This is a genomic window from Butyrivibrio proteoclasticus B316 (assembly GCF_000145035.1).
GTDB lineage: Bacteria > Bacillota > Clostridia > Lachnospirales > Lachnospiraceae > Butyrivibrio > Butyrivibrio proteoclasticus.
On record NC_014387.1, the window covers coordinates 1,317,338 to 1,341,172 of the forward strand.

The following is a 23,835-nucleotide window of genomic DNA, read 5'->3' on the forward strand; positions in this document are numbered from 1 at the left end:
TAGTTAAATGGGTGAAAGAATATGTTATCAATGATTCTTAAGATGTCAGCAATTTCAGCTCTCTATATTGTGCTCACAGTCTTTTTGTGGAAATACCTTAGAAACAAAAAGATTTCTTTTACAGGGAAAATCCTGATAGGTCTTATTTATGGCATGTGTTCGGTATTATCGACTCATTTTGGGGTTGATTTCGGAGATATGCTTCTTAATTTGCGAGATGTGGCGCCGCTGGCAGCCGGACTTTTCTTTCATCCGCTCTCGGGTGTTATTGCCGGCCTTATAGGCGGAATAGAGAGATACATTGTAGGTACATATTTTGGAATAGGCTCTTATACCAGAATAGCCTGCAGTGTATCTACATGCCTTGCCGGATTTGTTGCACTTTTGATGAATCTTAAGGTCTTTAGGGGCAAGAAACCTTCTCCTATGTATGCTTTCTTTATGGGGGCTGTCATGGAGGTTTTCCATATGTATGCTGTATTTATTTCCCACAGAGCTGATATGAGAATGGCTTTTGTGGTAGTAAGGGCATGCTCTATACCCATGATCATCTTCTCGGGTATTGCACTTGCTGTAATGTCTATTATCCTGGAAGTAATTGCAGGCGAATGGAAGAATCCCTTTAAAAGAGCTAAAGGAGAAGACATTTCGGTTTCTCAGACTTTTCAGCGGTGGCTTTTTGTGGTTACCGTATCTGTTATCTTTATCAATTTTATCTTTTCTTTTATTCTGCAGACGCAATCAGCTTATCAAAATGGTTACAGCTCTATAATCCAGACTTCAAGCGATATTAAAAACAGGTTTAAAGCAGGCCTTAAATACTGTGTTCCAGGAGCTTCTGAGTATTTCGAGATCATTAAAAGCGACGGAACTATCATTGCAGGTAAGAATATTGGCTCTGAGTTATCTGAAACTGTAATGGATGACATTACGGGAAGCATCGATAAACCCATATTTAAAGCTGATTACATGGGAGAGGATGCGCTTAATAAGGTTGATATGCTCTCGTCGGAACTGATACTTCTGACCTATATGCCTCATGACGAGCTATTCTGGAACCGCAATGCACAGGCCTATGAGACTGCATTTGCAGATATTCTGCTGTTCACCGTTATATATGTTCTGATTGCTTTCCTGGTCAGACAGATTGTTGTCAAAAATATTGACCTTATAAATGAATCTCTTGATAAGATCACGAACGGAAATCTAAATGAAATTGTTACTGTCAGAAACTCCTCTGAGTTTGCTTCGCTGTCAGATGATATCAATCAGACGGTTGATACTCTTAAGGGATATATTGAGGCAGCGGAAAATAGGATAGAACAGGAACTTGTTTTTGCAAGGACAATTCAGGAATCGTCTCTTCCTCGGAACTTCGAATTTCCCGGAAGAAATGATGAGTTTGAGATATATGCATCAATGAAGGCTGCAAAAGAGGTAGGGGGAGACTTTTACGATTTCTTTTTTGTGGACAGGAATAAGATTGCACTTGTAATAGCTGATGTTTCCGGAAAGGGAATACCGGCAGCTCTTTTCATGATGAGGAGCAAAACTGCTATAAGAAGTTTTGCTGAGACAGGGGGATCACCTTCAGAGATCCTTGAAAGGGCCAACAACACTCTTTGTGAGGGAAATGATGCAGAGATGTTTGTGACTGCCTGGATTGGAATCGTAGACCTTGAAACCGGACTTATGAAATGCGCCAATGCAGGACATGAATATCCGCTTATAAAGCGGGTTAACGGTGAATTTGAAATTATAAAAGACAAGCACAGCCTTGCACTTGCTGCTGTGGAAGGAATTAAGCCCAAGGAATATGATATTGAACTTCATCCCGGCGACAAGGTATTTGTTTACACTGACGGAATTCCGGAAGCAATCAATGAAGAGGTTATTCAGTATGGATCAAAGCGCCTTGTTGATGTTATCAATAAGGTTAAAGACAAATCTTTTACGGAAATATTACCTTTTATGTCTGACAGTGTTGCGGCGTTCAGAGGAAGTGCAGATCAGTTCGATGATATTACAATGCTTGGCTTTGAACTTAAAAAACTCGTCAGATAAAAATGTTGACTTTTGTTATTATGACAAATAGAATATTAAAGTAATTAAAAAGAAATAAATGTATTGATGGTGTTGGGGATACCCACAGATGTTATATTATCCATTCAAGAGAGAGAGGTCACTGGCTGAGAGCCTCTTATGGCAATGATATATACGGAAATTTCGCACCGGAGCAGTCAGGGTGAAGGCTGAGATCAGCTTGTAGTCTTGAACGTATATCCACGTTACGGATGAAGTGGAACAGTTTGGTCATGAACTGAATTGTGAAAACTAAGTGCATACTTTGTGATACGGAGTATGAACATGGGTGGTACCGCGGTTAATCTCGTCCCATAGCATTTTATATGCTATGGGATTTTTTGTTGCACAAGACCGGCAAGCGAATGGATGCTTGCATACAAATTCATTTGCCGGTCGTAAGGACATGGAGCACAAAGTGCGGAATGTCTGTGTGCAGAATCGAGTAGGAATCAGCCTACTCGATCGTAGAAGTTACATTATTGTTAGCAGGAGGAAGGATAATTGGAAAACAGCGTATTACGTCAGAAAATTGAAGCAATCCGTGAAGAGATCAAGGCTAATTCTGAAAAACTTGACAGCTCCAAGCTTGTCTATGAGATGAAGAAGAGCTTCATGGACAACAAGACCGGCAAGATCAGTGCACTTATGAAGGAAATGAAGAATATTGCAGCTGAGGATCGTGCTGAGTACGGTAAGAATGTTAATGAACTTAAACAGTGGGCTCTTGAGCATTTTGAAGAGCTTGACAGGAAGATGAAGGAAAAAGAGCTTTTGCTCAGATATGAGAGCGAGAAGCAGGATGTAACAATGCCTGCCAAGATTCGCTACACTGGAAACCTCCATCCTGTTACACAGATGAGAGAAACTCTTATTGACATTTTTGCCGGAATGGGCTTTGAAATCTATGAGGGTACAGAGATTGAGAATGATTACTACAATTTCACAGCTCTTAATACTCCCAAGGATCACCCTGCCAGAGATATGCAGGATACTTTTTACTTAAGCCCTGAGTTCCTTCTTAGAACACAGACTTCATCAGGACAGATACATGTAATGGAGAAATCCAAGCCACCTATTAAGATATTATCTCCAGGTAAGGTATTCCGTTCAGATGATGATGCAACTCATTCACCTATGTTCTCACAGATGGAAGGTCTTGTAGTTGATAAGAACATTACACTTTGTGACCTTAAGGGATCTCTTGAGCTTTTTGCTCAGAAAATATTTGGCGAAGGTACAACAACAAGACTTCGCCCTTCATACTTCCCATTCACAGAACCTTCTGTAGAAGTTGACTGCAGCTGTTTTGCATGCGGCGGTAAGGGATGTAATCTCTGTAAGGGAACCGGTTGGATTGAGGTACTTGGTGCCGGTGTTGTTAACAAGAAGGTTTTGGAGAACTGCGGAATTGACTCAGAAGAGTACAGCGGCTTTGCCTTTGGTATCGGAATTGAGCGTGCGACTATGCTTAAGTATGGCATCAACAATATCAAGCTTTTGTATGAATCTGATATTGATGTTCTTAAGCAGATCGATCACTACGAATAATCTGTAAGATTCTAATACTATAGGAGGAATATAAAATGTTAGTACCTTTAAGTTGGCTTAAAGATTTTGTTGATATAGATATTGAACCCAAGGAGCTTGAGAAAAAGCTTTTTGATTGCGGTTTTGAAGTAGAAGAGTGTTGGGAAGTAGGAAAAGATGTATCCAAGGTTGTAGTCGGTGAAGTCCTGACTTGTGAAGCAATTCCTGATACACATCTTCATGTATGTACAGTTAATGCCGGTGAGCACGGCACATTCCAGGTATGCTGTGGCGCGGACAATGTTCAGGCAGGTGGCAAGTATCCTCTTGCCCTTGTAGGTGCTACTGTTATAGAGACAGCCAAGGACCATGTTACTGTTGTAGGCGTTGCTACTATCAAAAAGGGTAAGCTCCGCGGCTATGACTCAGAAGGTATGCTCTGCTCAGGCGTTGAACTTGGTGTATCTGAGGATATGTACCCGGGCGCCGGTTATAATGGACTTTTGGTTTTCCCTGAAGATACAGAGGTCGGTATTGATGTTAAGCCTCTTTTAGGGCTTGATGACTGGATCTTTGATGTTTCAATCACTGCAAACAGACCAGACTGTCAGAGCATCTATGGTCTTGCAAGAGAAGTAGCAGCAGCTCTTGACAAGCCATTAAAAGAGATTGATCTTAGCTACACAGAAACTGATGTTACAAATGACGGATTTAGCGTAACAGTAGAAGATCCTGATCTTTGCCCAAGATATATCGGACATTATGTTTATGATGTCAAGCTTGCAGAAAGTCCTCTTTGGATGAAGAGAAGACTTGCTATGGTTGGAAATAACTCTATCAACAATATCGTTGATATCACCAACTATATTATGAGAGAGCTTGGTCAGCCTATGCATGCTTTTGACGGCAATTTCCTTGAGGATAACAAGATTGTTGTAAGACGTGCAAAAGCGGGTGAAAAGATCGTTACTCTTGATGAGAACGAGTTCGAGCTTACTACAGATAATCTCGTAATATGCGATGGCAAGAAGCCTGTTGCCCTTGCAGGTATCATGGGAGGCCTTAATTCAGAAATCCGTGATACAACAACTACAGTTACATTTGAAGCTGCTAAATTCATGCGTGACAACATTCGTAAGAGCTCAAGAGCACTTGGACAGTCATCTGACTCATCAGCTGCTTTTTCTAAGGGCGTTTACGAATATACTACTGTTATTGCAATGAAGAGAGCACTTCACCTTATAGAACAGCTTGGAGCAGGTAAGGTTTCCAAGACTCACGTTGATATCAATACAGGCAATAGCCTTGAGAAAAAAGAGATGAAGGCTTCTATCAAAAAGGTTAACGGTGTTCTTGGTATAGAAGTTCCTGAGGATGAGATCAAGAGAATCCTTACAAACCTTAATTTTGAGCCTGCTATCAATGGAGATGAGCTTACAATCAAGATTCCTGCATATCGTGAGGACATGGAAGACTATCCTGATATTGCAGAAGAGCTTATCCGTATGTACGGTTATGATCATGTAAAGCCTACATTCCTTAAGGATGCGGGTGTAACAATGGGAGGCAGAAACCTTCGTCAGAAAACTGAGCTTAAGCTTAAGAGAGCTCTTTGCGCTCAGGGAGCTTTTGAATGTATGCATTATTCATTCTTCTCACCAAGTGACCTTGACCTTCTTAGATTTGCAGAGGATGCAGATGAGAGAACAGCAATAAAGATCCTCAATCCTATCAATGAAGATCTTTCACTTATGAGAACAACTCTTGCAGCTCAGATGATCCATGCTATTGCAAGGAACCAGAAGAAGGGAACTCTTGAGGGAAGATTGTTCGAGCTTGGTAACAGATTTATTCCTAAGTCACTTCCACTTACAGATTATCCTGATGAGAAGGCTACACTTTGCATCGGTATTTTCGGTGAAGGAGAAGATATCTTTACATTGAAGGGACTTGCTGAAAATGTTGCTACAGCTCTTCATGTAAGCTTTAAGTATGAGCCAACGACCAAGACTTTCCTTCATCCATACAGAGCTGCCAAGATTTCCTGTGAAGGTGAAGAAGTTGGATATCTTGGACAGATCACATATGAGATCCAGGATGATACAGATATGAGAATTCCTGCATATATTTGTGAGATCGATCTGTCAGTACTTGAAAAGTGGTATGGTAAGACTCCTTCATTTGAGCCACTTCCTAAGTTCGCTGTTGTTAAGCGAGATCTTGCTCTTATCATGGACAAGACAGTTACATGCGGAGAAGTGGAAGAAGCCATTTATGGTTCATGCAAATATGTAACAGATGTTAAACTCTTTGATGTTTATGAGGGACTTCCAATTCCTCCTACCAAGAAGAGTATGGCATTTACTATTACCTTCACTCCTAAGGATGAAGAACTTACATTTGAAGCAGTCAACGGTTACGTTGATAAGATGCTCAGAAAATTGTCATTCACAATGGGAATAGAAATCCGTAGCTAAATTTGATTGTAATCAAAACAAATGATATAATAGCCATTGCTAACAAAAGTAATGGCTATTTTATTGCACCTAACTGATAGTTCATATGTCAGTAGATGCTTATTATTAAGAAAGAAGGTAAGTATTTATGAACAGAAAAAATGTTTGGACTACTTATAATGCAACACAGCTTAAAGCTGTAGACAAGTTCGGTGAGGACTACAAGAACTTCCTGGATAATTCCAAGACTGAGCGTGAGGCTATCGACTCAATCGTTAATGAGATTGAGGAAGCCGGCTACAAGGAGCTTAATACACTCATTGGCAGCAAGACCAAGCTTAAGAAGGGTGACAAGGTTTATAGCGTATGGATGAACAAGTCTATTGTTATGTTCCAGCTTGGTTCAGAACCTTTGGAGCAGGGACTTAATATTCTGGGAGCACACATTGATTCACCTAGAATCGATGTTAAGCAGAATCCACTTTACGAGGATGGCGGATTTGCTTATCTCGATACCCACTATTATGGAGGTATCAAGAAGTATCAGTTTGTTGCTATGCCACTTGCAATCCACGGTGTTGTTTGCAAGAAGGATGGCACAACTGTACAGCTTAACGTTGGTGAGGATGAGGATGATCCAGTATTCTTCATTTCTGACCTCCTTATCCATCTTTCAGCTGATCAGATGTCCAAGACAGCAGCTAAGGTTATCGAGGGCGAGGCTCTTGATCTTATAATCGGCCACAGACCTTTTGTAGTAGAGAGTAAGGAAAAAGAGAAGGCTGAGAAGGTTGATCCTAAACTCACAGCAGGTCAGAAGTATGCGCTTGCAGCGGAAAAGGCTGAAAAGGCAGAGAGCGGCAAAATTTCAGGTGCTGTTCGCAGAGGCGTTCTTGCTCTTTTAAATGATCTTTATGGTATTGAAGAAGAAGACTTTATCTCAGCTGAGCTTGAGATAGTTCCAGCAGGAAAATCAAGAGATGCAGGCTTTGACAGATCTATGATCCTGGGTTATGGCCATGATGACAGAGTATGTGCTTATCCTTCAATGCGAGCTATTCTTGCTGCCAAGAACCTTAAGAGAACAGGATGCTGCATCCTTGTTGATAAAGAGGAGATTGGTAGCGTAGGTGCTACAGGTATGCAGAGTAAGTTCTTCGAGAAGGCTGTAGCAGAGCTTATGAACCTTACCAAGGAAGGATATAACGATCTTTCCCTTAAGAGATGTCTTGCAAATTCATGCATGCTCTCATCAGACGTAAGTGCCGGCTTTGATCCTACTTATGCATCTGCATTTGAAAAGAAAAATGCGGCATTCCTCGGAGAAGGTCTTGTATTCAACAAGTTTACTGGTTCAAGAGGTAAGTCAGGATCTAACGATGCAAACGCAGAGTACATTGCTGAGATCAGAAAGGCCTTTGAGAAGGACGGTATCGTATACCAGACAGCTGAGCTTGGTAAGGTAGATGTTGGCGGCGGCGGAACAATTGCTTACATCCTTGCACTTTATGGAATGAACGTAATTGATTCAGGAGTTGCGGTTCTTAATATGCATGCACCATGGGAAGTTATTGATAAGGCTGACCTTTACGAGGCGTATAGAGGATATGTATCATTCCTTCAGAACATTGATTTTAGAAATGAGTAATTGATATTTTTAGATGATCAACCCAAAGGGAGTTATCACAGAAACTGTGATAGCTTCCTTTTTTTCGTGAAAAGATTTCTTTATATCCACCTATAAGAATTGCTTCATTTACAGAATGCCAGTGTTCTAGCATAATCACTAATAACATAAAACCTGCCGGTGGCGCCGGGGTGCAATATAGAGTGTCGCTTTTGCGATAGAAAGATAAATGAAGAATCAGCTTAGCATCTGTATAGATAAATGAACAAAAGAATAATAGAAATGATAGGCAAATAATTCCAGAGAGATAATATGATATACGAATTATGACTTTTGATACATATATCATGATATGGATTTATAGAAAAAAGTGATAAGCTGCGCGCAATAGTTAGGTAGAGTCTTATAAGCTAAGTCATTATCCTTATATATGGTGAAATAACCAATAAACTTATGCAGAGGATAGATTTACTATGGGAAATACTGATGAATTGCACGCAGTTTGTTTATTTGACGGAATCAGAGTTTTAGATATAGTCATAGAAAGCAAGGCTTACAGTGGCGTTAAGAAAATTGGAGAGACTATCTGTGAGGATATATGTCTTGTCACAGGTAAAATGCCTGCTATTATTGACAGCCTGGATAAATCAGCGGGAAATGCACTCGTACTGGTAGCTACAGACGGAAAGAGCGCTCTTTTGGATGAGTTAGATCAGAAGGGACTTATTGACCTTGATCTTATTCGCGGAAAAAGAGAAGTCTTCATGATGAGTGTTGTGAAATACTCAGAAATTGAAGAAGATATTTTAGGTGCTTCATTAAATGGTTTTGCAGCTAATTCTGCGGATAATTCTACAGAGGATTATGAAGAAAGAAGAATTCTCGTAATTGCAGGAAGTGATAAGAGAGGAACTATTTATGGAATGTTCCACTTATCAAGGCTTTGCGGAGTATCACCGCTTGTATATTTTGGTGATGCGATTCCTGAAAAGAGAGATAAGCTTTATGTAAATATCAGTGAAGGAATATATGTTTCCAAGGAGCCTTCAGTATACTACCGCGGCTTTTTCATAAATGATGAGTGGCCGGCATTTGGTAACTGGGCTTATGAGAAATTTGGCGGAGTCAATGCCAAGTGCTACCGCAAGGTATTTGAACTTCTGCTTAGACTAAATGGCAACTATATGTGGCCTGCCATGTGGAATTCCAACTTCTCTGAGGATGGCCCTGGAATTGAGAATGCAAGGCTTGCTGATGAACTTGGAGTAATAATGGGAACTTCTCATCACGAGCCATTATTTAGAGCCGGCAATGAATGGCAACAGCAGTATCGTGAGTATGGAGAGGACAATTCATGGAGCTTTTTGTCCAATGAAAAGGCAATTACAAAATTCTGGGAAAACGGTGTACTCAGAAACAAGGATTTTGAGAGCGTTATCACAATCGGCATGAGAGGAGAGGCAGACAGTAAGCTTCTTCCTGAAGATGCAACCATGAAGGATAACATTGAGGTTGTCAAAAAAGCTATCCTTGCCCAGGATGGTATTCTTAAGAAGCATATTTCTGAAGACTTAAAAGAAGTGCCGAGAATGCTTGCTATTTATAAAGAAGTTGAGGATTACTACTACGGAGATGAGACATGTGAAGGTCTCAAGGATTGGGAAGAACTTAAGGATGCTATTTTCCTTCTAAGTGATGATAATCATGGCAATTTAAGAAATCTCCCTACCGAAGCCGAGAGGAAGCATCCGGGCGGATATGGTATGTATTATCATTTTGACTATCACGGTGCCCCTATAAGCTATGAGTGGACTAACTGTAACAGGCTCACTAAGACCTGGGAGCAGATGACTACAGCTTATGAAGCCGGAGTTACCAAGATGTGGATAGTAAATGTAGGCGACCTTAAGGAGATGGAGTATCCCCTTAGCTTTTTCATGGAGCTTGCCTATGACTACGAAACCTGGGGATTAAATGGCCTTAATAAGACTAAAGAATTTGCCTATAAGTGGATTGACCAGCAATTTGGCAGCCGCATTAGTAAAGAACAGAGAAATGATATCTTCAAGGTGCTTGAGGGTTACACAAGACTCAATGCCATGAGAACCCCTGAAACCATGAATGAACATATATACCACCCTGTTCATTTAGGTGAAGGTGAAAGAATACTTGCAATGGCCAGAGACATTTTAGCTACTGCGGATAAATTAAAAGATGAGCTTACAGGGGAAGCTCTTTTAACCTATGAAAGTATTATTTACTACGCGGCAGCAGCTTCTATTAATCTTGTCATTGCTTGGATACTGACAGGTATGAATCATGACCTGGCAAGAAAAGGAAGTCTTTATGCTAATACTTATATTGATGAGATAGAAGCTAGGATCGCCCTTGATAAAAAGCTTGTAGATGAGTTCCACCACATAGCAAATGGCAAATGGAATCATTGCCTTAGTTCGGCGCATACAGGCTTTAGAAGCTGGGATGACAGAGAGTGGTCGTATCCTGTTGCTCACAAGGTTTCTCCACTGACTGTTGCTAAAGCACTGGTTTCCTTCAGAGGGCAGGACAGATATCATCTTGGAGCATATTGGCAGGATATGGCGCCGCTTGTATGTGATGATCTAGCTACGTTTGTCGGAGCAAAAGTTGATAGAACAGAAGCGGACAGAACAAAGGCTGGGATTGGACAGAGAGCGATTCTTGATATTGATACGAGAGGTGAAATTGGTTTTGAGTACAAGATTACTCTTGATTCTGCTGCTATTATCTGCGACAAGAAGGAAGGAAGAGTTGGATTTTTAGCGGAACAATTAAATAATCCACAGATTAGCTTAGCAGATAAATATAAAACCTGCAGAGATACAGTTGCCTTTAGCTTTAGTGGGTCTACAGTTAATGTATCAGAGGTTAAGGGGCGTGTTGACATCTCTTTTGACAATGGACAAAAAACCTACGTGGATCTGTTATTCAGATTGGGAGAAAGTTGCCCTGATGCTGACAGAAATGTGATCAGTAAATTAAAGCCATACTGCTGCATAAATGCTGCAGATATTGAGGATAATAATAAAGTTGATGGATGCGGCTTTGAAGTAGTTGAATTCCTTGGAAGAGAAGCCTCAGCAATAAAGGCATTTCCTCCAATGAAGAACTATGAAGTTGTCTGCGACAATAATATAGCCACAGAAGCTACAGTTACAGGAGATACCGTCAGCGAAGCTTCATGTGATAACGTTCCTCACGTAAGCTATAAGGTTTATTCAGATGAAGATATAAAGGCCGATATAATCTTTTACCTGATGACAAGGAATCCTTCAGTAAAGGGCGGCAGGATGAGATTTTATGTTGCTGCAAATGATGACAAGCCTCAGACAGTTTATTCTGTATCAGACCATTACTATACAGAATGGCAGGATGACGACTGGGCTCAGGGCGTATTAACAGCAGGCAGACAGGTCAGCATAAGTGTAAGCCTCAAGGCAGGAGCTAACACTATCAGAGTTTATGCCGGTGATCCCGGAGTTATAATAGAGAAGCTTGTGATCAAGCGTAGTGGATATGAACTTCCTGCATCCTATCTGGGGCCAGTAAAATAAGAATACTAAAGCTGCCTATCCTGTCTGTACACAGGATAGGCAGTTACTCTGTAGATGCGCACTACTGTGTATGGACATTTCACTAGGCTCGAAAAAACCTCGCCAAGTGATCTGCACATCGCGCGATAGGTATATGTTGCATAAATGCAACCGCGCTCGGCGCGAGAATGTCGCTCGCGACATTCTTTTTTTCTTGCTGAACATGAAATCATACCAACAGAGAAGAAAATCGCCATTTGTTATTACGAATTGTAATAACACAATAACTAAAAGAGTGATCATGGTATTAAAAACAGGTCAAAATCTAGCTAACCATCGAAAAAAAGTAATAACAGATGTCTATAATAATATGGCTTGGTATTATTTCCAAAATCATGATAATACCATTAGAGAAGAAAAGAGTGATTTGTTATTACAGGAATTGCGTACGGCAATTCTCACTTTACACACTTCTGGAGGAGATAAATGTATTTGCCTCCTCGACTACAGCACAGATATACATAGCTTGTATATGAAATAATCGAGTGATACATCTACAGCTTTGGTGTTAGAATATTTTTTTGCCACAGTAATAATTTGATTCGTATAAGTAATTGTCACAAACAAAAACACAAAAACTTTTTAATATACGAGGAGAATTTATTATGAAGAAGAATTTAATGGCAAAGACAATTTCAGCATTAACAGCAGCAGTATTTATGATGGGAGCTCTTGCAGGTTGTGGCAAGGCTGCAGAAGAACAGGAAGCCAGTATTTTTGAAAAGGTAATTGAGGAAGAAGCTGTTGCCAAGGCAGGACCTGAAGTATTCGATGTAGCATTTGGTGAGCAGCAGGCAGATTCAAATTATCAGAAATACACTGATCCTAAAGGCTGGTCAGTGACCTATGATCCTGCATATATCAATGTTATGTCTCAGGATGATGAAGTATTCTTTGTATATACAGGAGATTGTGCTGGATCAAACGTGATCGAGGCTTATTATGAACCGGTATTTAGTGCTAAGGACTTAGTTGACGCTACAGTTAAGAGCTGGGGAAATGCAAGTGCTATCCAGACAGAGAGCACATTTCCCGGAACGGAAGATGTAACAGGACACCTTGCAATGCTTCCTCCTACAGAAGAGGGTTCTGGATTATACGAAGCAATTATTGCAAGAGATTACAAGGGCGGCTGCCTTGTATTTGAAACAACAGGCCATAACTCTGGCGATGATGAGATGGATATGTTAGTAAGTGACAACCTCTCAATGGTCATTGATTCTATCACATTCTGCTGAGCATGACTTTCCGAACGATAACAAGGAGAGGTTGCTTTTATTATCTGCTTTTTATATAGATTCCAGTTTTTCTGAAGAAAGACAGAAATCTATAGACGGTTTATTAGTTTATTGATCCAGGCCCATGCAAGATCAGTCCAAAGACCTACATCTTCCTTGAGGCTTAAATCAATGCCGGTTGCGGGTTGCTCCTTGCCACTAAAGAATTGCTGTGTAAGTTCTTCCCTTCTTTTTTCGGAGACATTTACTCCTTTTCCTTCCTTTACGGCGAAAGCTGCGCGCATTGTCTGCTCCATAGAGTATTCACCGCCTGACCAGCCTGAGAAGAATTCATCATTGGCTACTGTAAGTCCGTGGAAACCTCTTGGAAATACGTAGTGGGCAAAAGGAATTTTCTTTTCTCTGAGAGCCTTGGCAAATAGGTAGCTATTTTCTACAGGAACTACGCTGTCCTCCTCGGTCTGCCAGATAAAGCAGGGTGGAGTATTATCTTTAACCTGCTTCTCAAGTGAGAAGTATGTAAGCTCTTCATCTGTAGGATTAGCTCCTAAAAGTGTTCTGACAGAGTCAGCGTGAGTATACTCACCTGTTGTTATAACAGGATAGGAGAGTATGACACCGTCTGGCCTGTTTGAAATATCAGCATATTCAGGATTATTTTCTATAACGTCATCAAAATGGACAGCAAGACTTCCACATACGTGAGAACCTGCAGAAAAGCCCATGATAACGAGCTTTTTGCCATCTATATTGTATTTGGAAGCATTCTTTCTGATAAATCTTACTGCTCTTGATATATCTTCAAGAGGTTGTTTATGAAGTGGGACAGACATAGTGATATCTGTAGTGTAGCTCAGTACAAAGGCATTCATTCCGCGGTTGTAGAATTCCATAGCTGCAAGCTCGCCCTCGTGAGAGCAGCACATGCAATAGCCACCTCCTGGTATGACCAGCATACAATCACGCTTGACGTCATCATTGTGAAGATAAGCAAAAACATTAGGAATAAAACCATAGGAAGCTTCGTAGTTATATTCATTTTCTTGCCAGATGTTCTCTCTAAAGCGCTTTATATCAGGCGTCGGCATTCCCTGAAGCTTATAATCTTCCTCGCTATAATCAGGAACCCATTTGTCAATTGAATCATCTGATACAGCAGCTTTAAGAACTGTGTAGTAAGCTTCTTTGGCTTCGCATTTCCTCTTAAATACAAGTGGGTAGCTCGTTTCACGTCTAAAGCCTGAGAGCCAGCTGTTCTCATCAAGGAGATTCCAGAAGGTTACACTTGTGATATTAGCTTTGCCTGATTTTTTGGCATCAAGGTATGTTTGGAAAAATTCCTGATACCTTGTCGCTAAAGCGTGCATTGATTCTTCACTTGGATCAGCGTTGTGCATATCAAGCTCTGTTATGTGAATCTGAAGTCCGGTTGCTCCGTACATTTCGAGTGCTGTACGATACTCATTGATATCAGGATGATCCATGAGAAGATGAGACTGCATTCCCATTCCATCCACAAGTCCTTTATCCATAAGAGGTTTAAGGACATTGGCAATTATGTAATCTCTTTTCCAGGGCTGGGCTGTTTCATAGTCGTTGTAGAAAAGAGATACTTCCGGAGCTGCATATTTTCTGGCAAATTCAAAGGCCTTGATAAAGAAATCCTCGCCAACAGTTTCTGTCCAAATGGATTTTCTGAAAGCGCCTTCATCAACTATTTCGTTTACAACATCCCAGGCATAAATGATTCCCGGGTAATTTGTCTGTACGAAATCAAGGACTCCGTGAATATAGCTTTCAAGTCTTGCAAGGATAGTCTCCCGATCAGCCATGGGAAAGTTCTCGTTATATCTTTCGCAGAAAAACCACTTTGGAGTCTGGTTGTGCCAAACCAGAGTGTGTCCTCTCATGGCAATTTTATTATCTTTGGCAAATTCAAGATAGGGAATGGCGTTTTCAAAGGTAAGAGCCGGAGAAAGGTTATATTTCTCGGGATCTTTTTTGTTAGCATCCTTGTCCAGGTAGTACATAGGCTTCATGTCGTTTTCACAGGTGAAGCTGTTAAACTGCGCAGTCAAGAGCTTGGTATGAGCCGGTGTATGCAGATTCCATCTGGAAATAGCAGCACCCATTTTAAAATATGGTTCGTAAGCTGTTTTAAGATTCATATTGCCTCCAAGGCTTTTTTATCGTTAGATGTAGGCATTTAAATTGCCTTATGTTACCATATGATATACGAACCGGTGAAAAGATAATACTTAATAGTTGCGCATTTCTGCTTGAATATTGACTAAAGCCATTTGAAGGCCATCAAAGCGCTCTGTTAAGCGCAAATACCTATATAAATGAAAGGCAAAAGAATGTTTGAAGTACATGTAAAAAAGGAAAATGGAGATTATTCAACAATAACTGAGGCAATTCAGGCAGTTCCTTACGAGGAGAAAGCTATAATATACATTGGTGAAGGAACCTATCATGAGAAGCTCTTTTGCGAAAAGAGCGATATCACCTTTGTAGGAGCCGGCATAGATAAGACTATCATCGAATATGATGATGGCGCCTTTGATCAAATGGAGGATGGCTCTAAGATGGGAACTTTCCGCTCTTATACAGCCTTTTTTGGCGGCAAAAGAGTTACTGTCAGGAATATGACTATTGCTAATACAGTTGGAGATGGCTCTTTACACGGACAGGCCCTTGCAGTTTATGCAGATGCAAACATTTGTTTCTTTGAAAATGTGAAGATGACAGGCCATCAGGATACACTTTTCTGCGCGCCGCTTCCTCTTACAGAGAGGCAAAAGAATGGATTTATGGGGCCAAGAGTACTAAATCCCAGAAAGAAAACCGCTCAGCTTTACAGAAACTGTGAGATTTACGGTGATGTAGATTTTATCTTTGGCGGAGCAGATGCTGTGTTTGAGGATTGTCTGATTGTTTGCAATAACAGGCAAAAAAATGTGGCTGCAGGTGAGAGTCAGGACGGAAGATTTATAAATGGTTATATTACAGCAGCCTGCGGAAGCAGGGATGATCTTGGCTTTGTATTTAGAAACTGCACTGTCAGGGGTGAAGAAGGTTGTATAGAGGGCTCTGTATTTTTAGGCAGGCCTTGGAGAGATGAAGCCAGAACTGTATTTTTGGACTGCAAAATGGATAATTCTATAGCACCTGAGAGGTTTTCAGGGTGGGGAGCTGTTGATAAGGATCAGCCTGATACCTACTATGGAGAATATAGAAGCCTTGATATTATAGATTCAAGTGTGATCGTAGCAGACGCAAAGAATGCCTTTGTAAAAGATATTACAGAAAAAGACTACAAGAATCTAAGTGATAGAGCTGATGAGCTTAAGAAAAAAGTAACTGAATAAAAGGTCATCCTTTTTTAACTTAAAATTTATCGATATTTTAGCATATTCGCCACTATTAAATGTAGAATTACTTTATGGAACTTATTATGTTTTGTTATAGATGAGTAGTTAGAAAGGGGCGAAAATATGAGCAGAGTTTCAGAGGTTACATCACTTCAGAATCAGCGGATCAAGGAGATGAAGGAGAGATTCAAAAAAGAAGATTTGTCAGATGAGCTCAAGATGCAGCTTATGGTTCAGAATATGACTCAGACACTTAACGATATTTCCCAAACTTTGGCTATTATTGCTGATAGAAAATGATGCCAAAATTTGCAATAACTATATCAAACTGTTATACTCTTTTTCGCACTAAAAAGAGTATAACAGTTTTTCTTATGTCTTTTTGCTGACATAGGAGCATAGGAATAGGAAGTAAGATAATGAGTGAAAATAGAGAAATAGGTCTTTCAACAGCTGATTATTATTTTGATCTGCCTCAGGAGCTTATAGCACAGGATCCGATGGAGAAAAGGGATGAGTGTAAGCTCCTTGTTATGGATAAAGAGACAGGAAATGTAGAACACCATGTTTTTAATGAGGTAATTAACTATCTGCAGCCCGGAGACTGCCTTGTTCTTAATAATACCAAGGTTATTCCTGCAAGACTTTTAGGAGTTAAGGAGGAGACCGGTGCAGCAGTAGAGATACTTCTTCTTAAGAGAAAAGAAGCTGATGTGTGGGAGACACTTGTTAAGCCCGGTAAGAAGCTTCGTCCCGGAGCAAAAGTTTCATTCGGAGACGGAATTTTAAAGGCTGAGATCATGGATATTGTAGATGAAGGAAACCGTCTGGTTAAGTTTTATTATGACGGTATCTGGGAAGAGGTTTTGGACAGACTTGGTGAAATGCCGCTTCCACCATATATCACACATAAGCTTCAGGATAAGAACATGTACCAGACTGTATATGCCAAGTATGAGGGCTCTGCAGCCGCACCTACAGCCGGTCTTCATTTTACGGATGAACTTCTTGATAAGATCAGGGAAAAAGGAGTAGATATTGCTTTTGTTACACTTCATGTTGGACTTGGAACCTTCAGGCCGGTTAAAGTAACCAATGTTAAAGAGCATCATATGCACACAGAATGGTATCAGGTGACTCAGGAAGCTGCTGACAAGATCAATAAGGCTAAAGAGTCAGGCCACAGAGTAATATGCGTAGGAACAACAAGCTGCAGAACAATTGAAAGTGCAGCAGGTGAAGACGGCACATTGTCAGCTGCAAGCGGAGATACATCAATCTTCATATATCCGGGATACAAGTTCAAGCTGATGGATGGTCTTATTACTAACTTCCACCTTCCTGAATCAACACTTGTAATGCTTGTTTCTGCTTTCGCCGGAAGAGAACATGTACTTAACGCATACGAGACAGCTATCAAGGAAAAATACAGATTCTTCTCATTTGGAGATGCCTGTTTGTTTATATAATATGATCAGTAAAGGTGTTGTCGCACTTTAAAAGCGATAACACCTTTTTGGTATATTATTGCTCCATTTTAATCGATGGTTAAAGGTTAACTATGCAAATCTTACAAAAACGTTTCCGGAAATTATAAAACTTTCAACAATTGACGGTAATAGTGCCGAAAACTATAATTTAGTTATCAAGCAGTTAATCGGTTAACGCTAATATGTTTATTAGCAAAAGATGTAACTATTGTCAGGCAGCCTACAAGCTGCCAAATTCAGTTCCACACTAGATTTGGAGGTTGTATGAAAAGGGGAAAATTGTGGGGCAGATTAGTATCTGCGGCAGGCCTTAGCTTGTCTATTTTTTTGAGTTCGATTGGAAACGTTTCCACTGCATACGCGATGGAAAGTAATGATGCATTGGTCCTTGATGAGACCAAAGAGAACACTGAAAGTGCTACTGATGCATCATCTAATGAAGCGTCAGATGCAGAAGCAGATAATGACACAGATGAAGCGATAACAGATGCTTCAAGCAAGGAACTTTCAGCTGAAAATGATGGAGCTTCAGAATCAGACAGTTCTTTTGATGAATATGATCATACTGCTTTGCCAGAAACTGATGAGATAACAGTAACTGCGGCTGGAGAACTTTCTACTGCAAAGGCTGAGCTTTATACACTGGCACCAAGAGAGGCCAGGGAAGCAGATAACAGCCTTGTTACAAGAGATAGTATTCATGATGGAGCAATCCTTCATGCATTTTGCTGGAGCTTTAATACTATAGCTGATAATATGGCAGATATTGCAGATGCCGGATATACAGCTGTTCAGACATCTCCGATCAATGAATGTCTTTCAACTAATCCCGGTATGAATCTGCATGGCCCTGATGGAATGTGGTATTACCACTATCAGCCAACAGACTGGGTTATTGGTAACTATCAGCTCGGAAGCCGTGATGAATTCAAGCACATGTGCGATGTTGCCGATGAGTATGGAGTTGCTGTTATTGTAGATATCCTTCCAAACCATACAACTCCATCTACAGGTAATATTGCCAAAGCTCTTAAGGAAGCTGCAGGCGGAAGCGAGGCTCTTTACCACACAACAGGTAAGATAGGCGGTGGATATACAGACAGATTAGAGCTTACTTACTATTCTATGGGCGGACTTCCTGACGTGGATACAGAGAATACAGGATTCCAACAGTACTTCTATGAATTCCTTAAAGACTGCGTATATCTCGGCGCAGATGGATTCAGAATTGATACTGCCAAGCACATTTCACTTCCTGATGATCCTGTTCCTTCTGATTATTCAGACGCTGGCAGAAACACTTTTTATCCAAACATGAGAGAGGCTCTTAATGATTACTCAGAAGAAGTAGGAACAAAGAGCTACGATGAACTCTTTGTCTATGGAGAAGTGCTTCAGGGAACAAATGACAGACTTGCAGCATATCAGCAGTATATTGGCGGAACAACTGCCAGCAACTATGGCTCAAGCCTTAGATCTGCTCTTTCAAGCGGAAATCTTTCTGTAAACAGACTTTTGGATTATCAGATTTATGATGATACAGCTTATGGGTCAACTTATACTGCAGATACAGAAAAGCTTGTTACCTGGGTTGAGTCTCATGACAACTACATGAACGATTCTGAGAGCTGCTGGAAGTCTATTGATGACGATATGGTCATCATGGGCTGGTCAATTATCGCAGCAAGAGATGCAGGAACACCTTTGTTCTTTAGCAGACCTAACAACAGCTCTGCAGAAAATCCATATGGCGATAACCTTATTGGTGCAGCAGGAAGCCCTATCTATAAGGCACCTGAAGTCAAGGCGGTTAATCTTTTCCGTGAAAAGATGGGCGAAGCTGATGAATATCTTTCAAATCCGGGCGGCAATATACAGACACTTATGATTGAAAGATATAACGATACAGTTCAGGGAGCTGTAATCGTAAATGCAGCACAGACCAGAACAACTATCAGCACAGAGACACACTTATCAGATGGCATCTATCCTGATCAGGTTGAAGGAAGCAACGCAGTATTTCTTGTAAAGGATGGTGTGCTCAGCGGATCTGTTGAGGGCGAGGGAGTAGTAGTTCTGTCTGAAAAAATAGATGGAACAGGTAAGGTTATTTCTTTCTACAACAATAAGAACTGGAATGGTGTTGTAGCAAGAGTTGATAATGCAGAAGAAACACTTGATACAATTGATGAAAATGATGGATGGTTCCAGGTAACTGTTCTTGATGATGAGTTCACCATAAGATTTGAGAGCGCAGATGGAAAAGAGGTTTCTCCAGAGTTTCAGATTACAGCAGAAAGCGGAACATTTGCTACTCCTGACAGCTCAGAGCTTTACTATTCTAAGGCTGAAACTGAAGAAGGACTTGGAATTCATACATATCCTGTATATTTCTTTAACACTGAAAACTGGGGCAGCGTATATACATACGGATGGCTTGACGGAGGAGCACAGCTCTTTGGCGGATGGCCGGGAACAGTTGCTGTAAATGAAGGTTCAGGCTGGTATAGAGCAGATGTTAAGACTACCGGTGAGATTACAGCATTTAATCTTATCTTTAATAATGGAAACGGTATTCAGACTGTAAATGTAGAGGGCATAACACCGGATAGCAAGGATATTTATCTTGCGGTAGATGCAGAAAAATCAAATGGTCAGCTTATTGTAAACAGATATGAAGATAAGGAATCTGCAGAGAAGGCACTTGGGGTATCCGGATCATATACAACAGCTTATTTCTATAACACAGAAGGCTGGGACAAAGTTTGCGCATATACCTGGGGAGCAACAGCTCTTGGAGACTGGCCGGGTAAAGAACTGACTCAGGATGAGGATGGCTGGTACAGCGTAGTTCTTCCTGCAGGCCCAAGCGAAGACCTTAACATCATCTTTAACAACGGCAACAATGGCAAACAGACAAATGACATGAAGATTTCTGATATGAAATACAGATTTATCCTGAATAATGGTATTTCCTATCAGAAATATGGCTCCAAAAAGGATGCTATGGAAGCTATTGCCGGTGCTGGCGATGTTACATATGAGACAGTATACTTCTACAACGAAAAAGCTGATGATGCAAACTGGAAGAATGTATATCTTTATGTATTTGGCGGAACAGATGGCGAATACAATAATCTTGTAGGCACATGGCCTGGTAAGCTCATGGAAAAGGAAGAGGACAGCAACTGGTTAAGAGCAGAGGTTCCTTCCAAAGCTCTTGAAAGCGGAACTCTTACATATATCTTTAACAATGGAAATGGTACGCAGCTTGATGATAACAAGAATATCACAAGCACAAAGAACTATTTCACATTTAGTAGCAGAGACAGCTTTGCAAGTAAGGAAGAGGTTTATTCATTCCTTGGTATATCTACAGATGATCCTTCTGCTCCGGAAGAGCCTCAGGAGCCTGAAGCTACTCTTACCAAGAAGTATAGCAAATACTATCTTGTAACAGAAGATGGTGAGAAGCTTACAGGATTCCACGAAGTTGACGGTATTCTCAGATACTTTGCTGAAAATACTGGTGTAATGGCTATAAACAAGTGGGTTACTGTAGAAGATAAAAAGTACAGAGCTCTTGATGAAGGCAGGATCGCAAGTAATGAAATAATCAGAGAATACGGCTCAGATTATTATCTTGGCGAAGATGGAGTGCTTGTGACAGGTCTTTTCGATTACAATGGTGATAAGTACTATGCAAAGTCTAATGGTAAGATTGTAAAGAGCGGACTTCTGGAAATAGACGGAGAATACTATATTCCTGATTCAGATGGAAGGCTCATGCATGACGTTAAGACTGCAATATACTTCTCAGAGTATATCTTAGGTTCTGATTGCAAGGCTGTTAAGGGCTTTACAACCTATGAGGGACAGAGATATTACGGCAAAGCTAACGGAAGAGTTGCCAAGGATTATATGTTCACAGTAGACGGTGATACATATTATGCCAAGAATGATGGAACACTTGCTGTATCTGAGACAATTACAAGATTCTTCAAGAAATACACATTTGATGAAAACGGCAAGCTTATTAGCGTAGGAAAATAATAAGCGACATGTACCCTCTTTGCAGAGTTTCTGCAAAGAGGGTATTTTTTTACATTATTTAATTGTAAAAAAATAAATAGTTTACATGGTTTTAATAAATCTTTTGTATACTGATTTTGTGGCTTTATATCACTCATTAATATTTTAAATATAGTTAATTGAAGGAGGGCATCATGGGCGCAAAATCAGCTGGTACAAAAAATGGATCACCAAAGGCACTGAGTGCAAGGCTTTCGCTTCTTTTTGTTGTTATGCTTCTGGTAAGCATTTTAGTTGCAGAGGGCGTAACATTTTCACTTGGCTATGGAATGATCAAAGATCTCATTTATTCATCGCTTGAAAATCATGTTTCTGTAGATGCAGGCTCTGTCAACAGAGAGCTTAATGCAACATTCTATTATCTGAATGGTGTTGCAGATGCAATTGAGCAAAATGAATATGATAATGATCAGGAAATCATGAATTACATGGCTGGAACTCTTGGAAGGTATGCAATGATACCTACAGGAGCATATCTTATGCTCAATGATGAAACATTCATATATCCTAATGCACCGGACTACAAGATAGAAAAAGTTACGGAAAATGTAATGTATAAGGAAGCAATGACTTATACAAACAGCTGGTTCTACTTCTATGATGTTCCTTATTTTGATACAGTTACTGGTGATCTTTGCGCTTCAGTTATGCGTAAGGTTCATTTGAAAGATGGAAGAGAAGGCTGCTTTGCAGCAGATCTTATGATGTCTAATACACAGGAAAAATTAAATGAAGTTAAGCTTTATGAAACCGGCGGCGCTACGATGGTTACCAGTCAGGGACTCATACTTTCATATAAAGAAGACCCATCTTTGTGTGGCTCTAACATTGCAGATTTACAGGATAATCCTTTCCTTACTGCTATTGGAGAATTTGCAGCTTCTGAAGCAGGAAAAGAGGTTCATGAAGTAACACCGGTTAAAGTAGGAAATGTCAATTACTATTTTGCAGCATCAGGAGTAAGTGGTACCGACTGGAGCGTAATAGTTTATGCCAAGCAGAGTGAAGTGCTTGCAACAATGCGTAATATAGTAATTGTCCTGTTATTTGTTGTGGTCATTTCTGTTGTAGCAGTTATTGTTATCATGAATATTGTTCTTCGAAAGCTGATCAAGCATCCGGTTAGTGCACTGACTGACAATATAGAGAAGATATCAGGTGGTGACTTTACTGTAAATATTTCTTCTAATGGTGATGATGAGATTGCATATATGAATAATGCGATGGGCGATTTCGTAAGCGGAATGAGATCGTCTCTTAGTGAAATCAAGGATGTTTCCGGAAAACTTATGGGAGATGCCCAGACATCCAAGGATACTGCGGAAGATCTGGAAGGCGCTGCTAATGAACAGTCAGCCAGCATGACTCAGATACGAGAGAACATTGAAAACATGGCTAAGGCTGTTAATGAAGTCGCTGAAAATGCCACTGTCCTTGCACAGACTGTTGCAAGCGTAACAGAGCAGGAGCAGGATATTGAGAAGACAATGAATGAACTCGTATCCAAGGCAGATTCCGGACAGCATGATATGGCAAATGTTGCCGGAGGAATGAATGATATTGTAGATTCCATGAAAGATATGGCAGATGCAGTTGCAAGTGTCGATGAAGCTGCGGACAAGATCAATCAGATTGTAGACCTTATCAACTCCATTTCTTCACAGACAAATCTCTTGTCACTTAATGCCAGCATTGAGGCTGCAAGAGCTGGAGAAGCAGGAAAAGGATTTGCTGTTGTAGCTCAGGAGATTGGACAGCTTGCACAGAACTCCGCAGATGCTACCAAACAGATTGCTGATATCATTAAGGAAATGTCAGCGAGAGTACAGCAGCTTTCACAGAAATCAGAATCTAATACTCAGCTTATAAACGCAAGTGCAGAGTCCGTTAATACAGCGGCAACTACATTTGAAGAGATTACAAGGCAGTTGTCAGATGCAAACGAAACTCTTGCTGCTATGGCTGAGCAGATGGAGAAGGTTAATGATGTAGCTACCAATATGGCATCTGTTTCAGAAGAACAGTCAGCATCCACTCAGGAAATTGCTGATAACGTTGACAGGGTAACAGAGGCTGCAAAGGGCGTTGCAACGTCATCAGAACTTGTTGCAAGCGCAGCAAATTCTGTATCAGAAGCTGTTGATACGATCAATGATAACCTGGAAAGGTTTACAATTCAGTAATAAATATTCATGAATCATTGGTTCAAGAGTATATAGGTAAAAGAAGGCTCACTGCGCTGGTCCGCGGTGGGCTTTCTTTTTGAATTTAAGGTTATGCCTTACTGTCGCTGGGATTTAAACTAAGGTTATAC

Annotated in this window: 12 protein-coding genes; 11 read left to right on the forward strand and 1 reads right to left on the reverse strand. The window is 40.5% G+C overall.

Annotated features, from left to right (window positions below; translation table 11 throughout):
* The first annotated feature begins 30 nt into the window (after positions 1-30).
* The 6 genes from BPR_RS19685 (at position 31) to BPR_RS05535 (ending at position 12,565) form a co-directional block, all read left to right on the forward strand.
* Positions 31-2,064: a SpoIIE family protein phosphatase gene (locus tag BPR_RS19685; RefSeq protein WP_207636493.1), complete on the forward strand. Its 2,034-nt coding sequence runs from the start codon at positions 31-33 to the stop codon at positions 2,062-2,064.
* 522 nt (positions 2,065-2,586) lie between these two features.
* Complete coding sequence (gene pheS / locus BPR_RS05510) at positions 2,587-3,633, forward strand: phenylalanine--tRNA ligase subunit alpha (RefSeq protein ID WP_013280474.1); 1,047 nt, start codon at positions 2,587-2,589, stop codon at positions 3,631-3,633.
* 35 nt (positions 3,634-3,668) lie between these two features.
* A complete protein-coding gene (gene pheT / locus BPR_RS05515; protein WP_013280475.1) occupies positions 3,669-6,089 on the forward strand; it encodes a phenylalanine--tRNA ligase subunit beta in 2,421 nt (806 codons plus the stop codon).
* A 127-nt stretch (positions 6,090-6,216) separates the two neighbouring features.
* Positions 6,217-7,716 (forward strand): aminopeptidase, encoded by a 1,500-nt coding sequence (locus tag BPR_RS05520; RefSeq protein WP_013280476.1) that lies wholly within the window; start codon positions 6,217-6,219, stop codon positions 7,714-7,716.
* A 452-nt stretch (positions 7,717-8,168) separates the two neighbouring features.
* Positions 8,169-11,288, forward strand: a complete 3,120-nt coding sequence (locus BPR_RS05525; protein WP_013280477.1) for a glycosyl hydrolase 115 family protein — start codon at positions 8,169-8,171, stop codon at positions 11,286-11,288.
* 644 nt (positions 11,289-11,932) lie between these two features.
* Positions 11,933-12,565, forward strand: coding sequence for a hypothetical protein (locus tag BPR_RS05535; protein ID WP_042256622.1), 633 nt, complete (start codon positions 11,933-11,935; stop codon positions 12,563-12,565).
* Positions 12,566-12,654: 89 nt separating this feature from the next.
* On the opposite strand, the gene BPR_RS20325 is transcribed toward BPR_RS05535, so the two are convergent.
* A complete protein-coding gene (locus BPR_RS20325) occupies positions 12,655-14,733 on the reverse strand; it encodes an endo-1,4-beta-xylanase (RefSeq protein WP_013280479.1) in 2,079 nt (692 codons plus the stop codon).
* A gap of 177 nt (positions 14,734-14,910) precedes the next feature.
* On the opposite strand from BPR_RS20325, the gene BPR_RS05545 reads away from it, so the two are divergent.
* The 5 genes from BPR_RS05545 to BPR_RS05560 all read left to right on the forward strand — a co-directional run bounded on the left by BPR_RS05545 (position 14,911) and on the right by BPR_RS05560 (position 23,704).
* Entirely contained in the window at positions 14,911-15,936 is a 1,026-nt protein-coding gene (locus tag BPR_RS05545; protein ID WP_013280480.1) for a pectinesterase family protein, read from the forward strand.
* A gap of 126 nt (positions 15,937-16,062) precedes the next feature.
* Entirely contained in the window at positions 16,063-16,239 is a 177-nt protein-coding gene (locus BPR_RS20710) for a hypothetical protein (RefSeq protein ID WP_013280481.1), read from the forward strand.
* Between the two features lie 119 nt (positions 16,240-16,358).
* Positions 16,359-17,408, forward strand: a complete 1,050-nt coding sequence (queA, locus tag BPR_RS05550) for a tRNA preQ1(34) S-adenosylmethionine ribosyltransferase-isomerase QueA (protein WP_013280482.1) — start codon at positions 16,359-16,361, stop codon at positions 17,406-17,408.
* A 285-nt stretch (positions 17,409-17,693) separates the two neighbouring features.
* Complete coding sequence (locus tag BPR_RS19690) at positions 17,694-21,482, forward strand: starch-binding protein (protein WP_013280483.1); 3,789 nt, start codon at positions 17,694-17,696, stop codon at positions 21,480-21,482.
* 173 nt (positions 21,483-21,655) lie between these two features.
* The gene (locus BPR_RS05560; protein ID WP_042256624.1) at positions 21,656-23,704 is read left to right on the forward strand and encodes a methyl-accepting chemotaxis protein; all 2,049 of its coding nucleotides are present in this window, start codon (positions 21,656-21,658) and stop codon (positions 23,702-23,704) included.
* Positions 23,705-23,835 lie beyond the last annotated feature (131 nt).

Bases quoted from the DNA above. Each gene is read 5' to 3' on its own strand.
- queA (WP_013280482.1), top strand. From the start codon at position 16,359: ATGAGTGAAAATAGAGAAATAGGTCTTTCAACAGCTGATTATTATTTT.
- BPR_RS19690 (WP_013280483.1), top strand. From the start codon at position 17,694: ATGAAAAGGGGAAAATTGTGGGGCAGATTAGTATCTGCGGCAGGCCTT.
- pheT (WP_013280475.1), top strand. From the start codon at position 3,669: ATGTTAGTACCTTTAAGTTGGCTTAAAGATTTTGTTGATATAGATATT.
- BPR_RS05520 (WP_013280476.1), top strand. From the start codon at position 6,217: ATGAACAGAAAAAATGTTTGGACTACTTATAATGCAACACAGCTTAAA.
- BPR_RS05560 (WP_042256624.1), top strand. From the start codon at position 21,656: ATGGGCGCAAAATCAGCTGGTACAAAAAATGGATCACCAAAGGCACTG.
- BPR_RS05535 (WP_042256622.1), top strand. From the start codon at position 11,933: ATGAAGAAGAATTTAATGGCAAAGACAATTTCAGCATTAACAGCAGCA.
- BPR_RS20710 (WP_013280481.1), top strand. From the start codon at position 16,063: ATGAGCAGAGTTTCAGAGGTTACATCACTTCAGAATCAGCGGATCAAG.
- BPR_RS19685 (WP_207636493.1), top strand. From the start codon at position 31: ATGATTCTTAAGATGTCAGCAATTTCAGCTCTCTATATTGTGCTCACA.
- BPR_RS05525 (WP_013280477.1), top strand. From the start codon at position 8,169: ATGGGAAATACTGATGAATTGCACGCAGTTTGTTTATTTGACGGAATC.
- BPR_RS20325 (WP_013280479.1), bottom strand. From the start codon at position 14,733: ATGAATCTTAAAACAGCTTACGAACCATATTTTAAAATGGGTGCTGCT.
- BPR_RS05545 (WP_013280480.1), top strand. From the start codon at position 14,911: ATGAAAGGCAAAAGAATGTTTGAAGTACATGTAAAAAAGGAAAATGGA.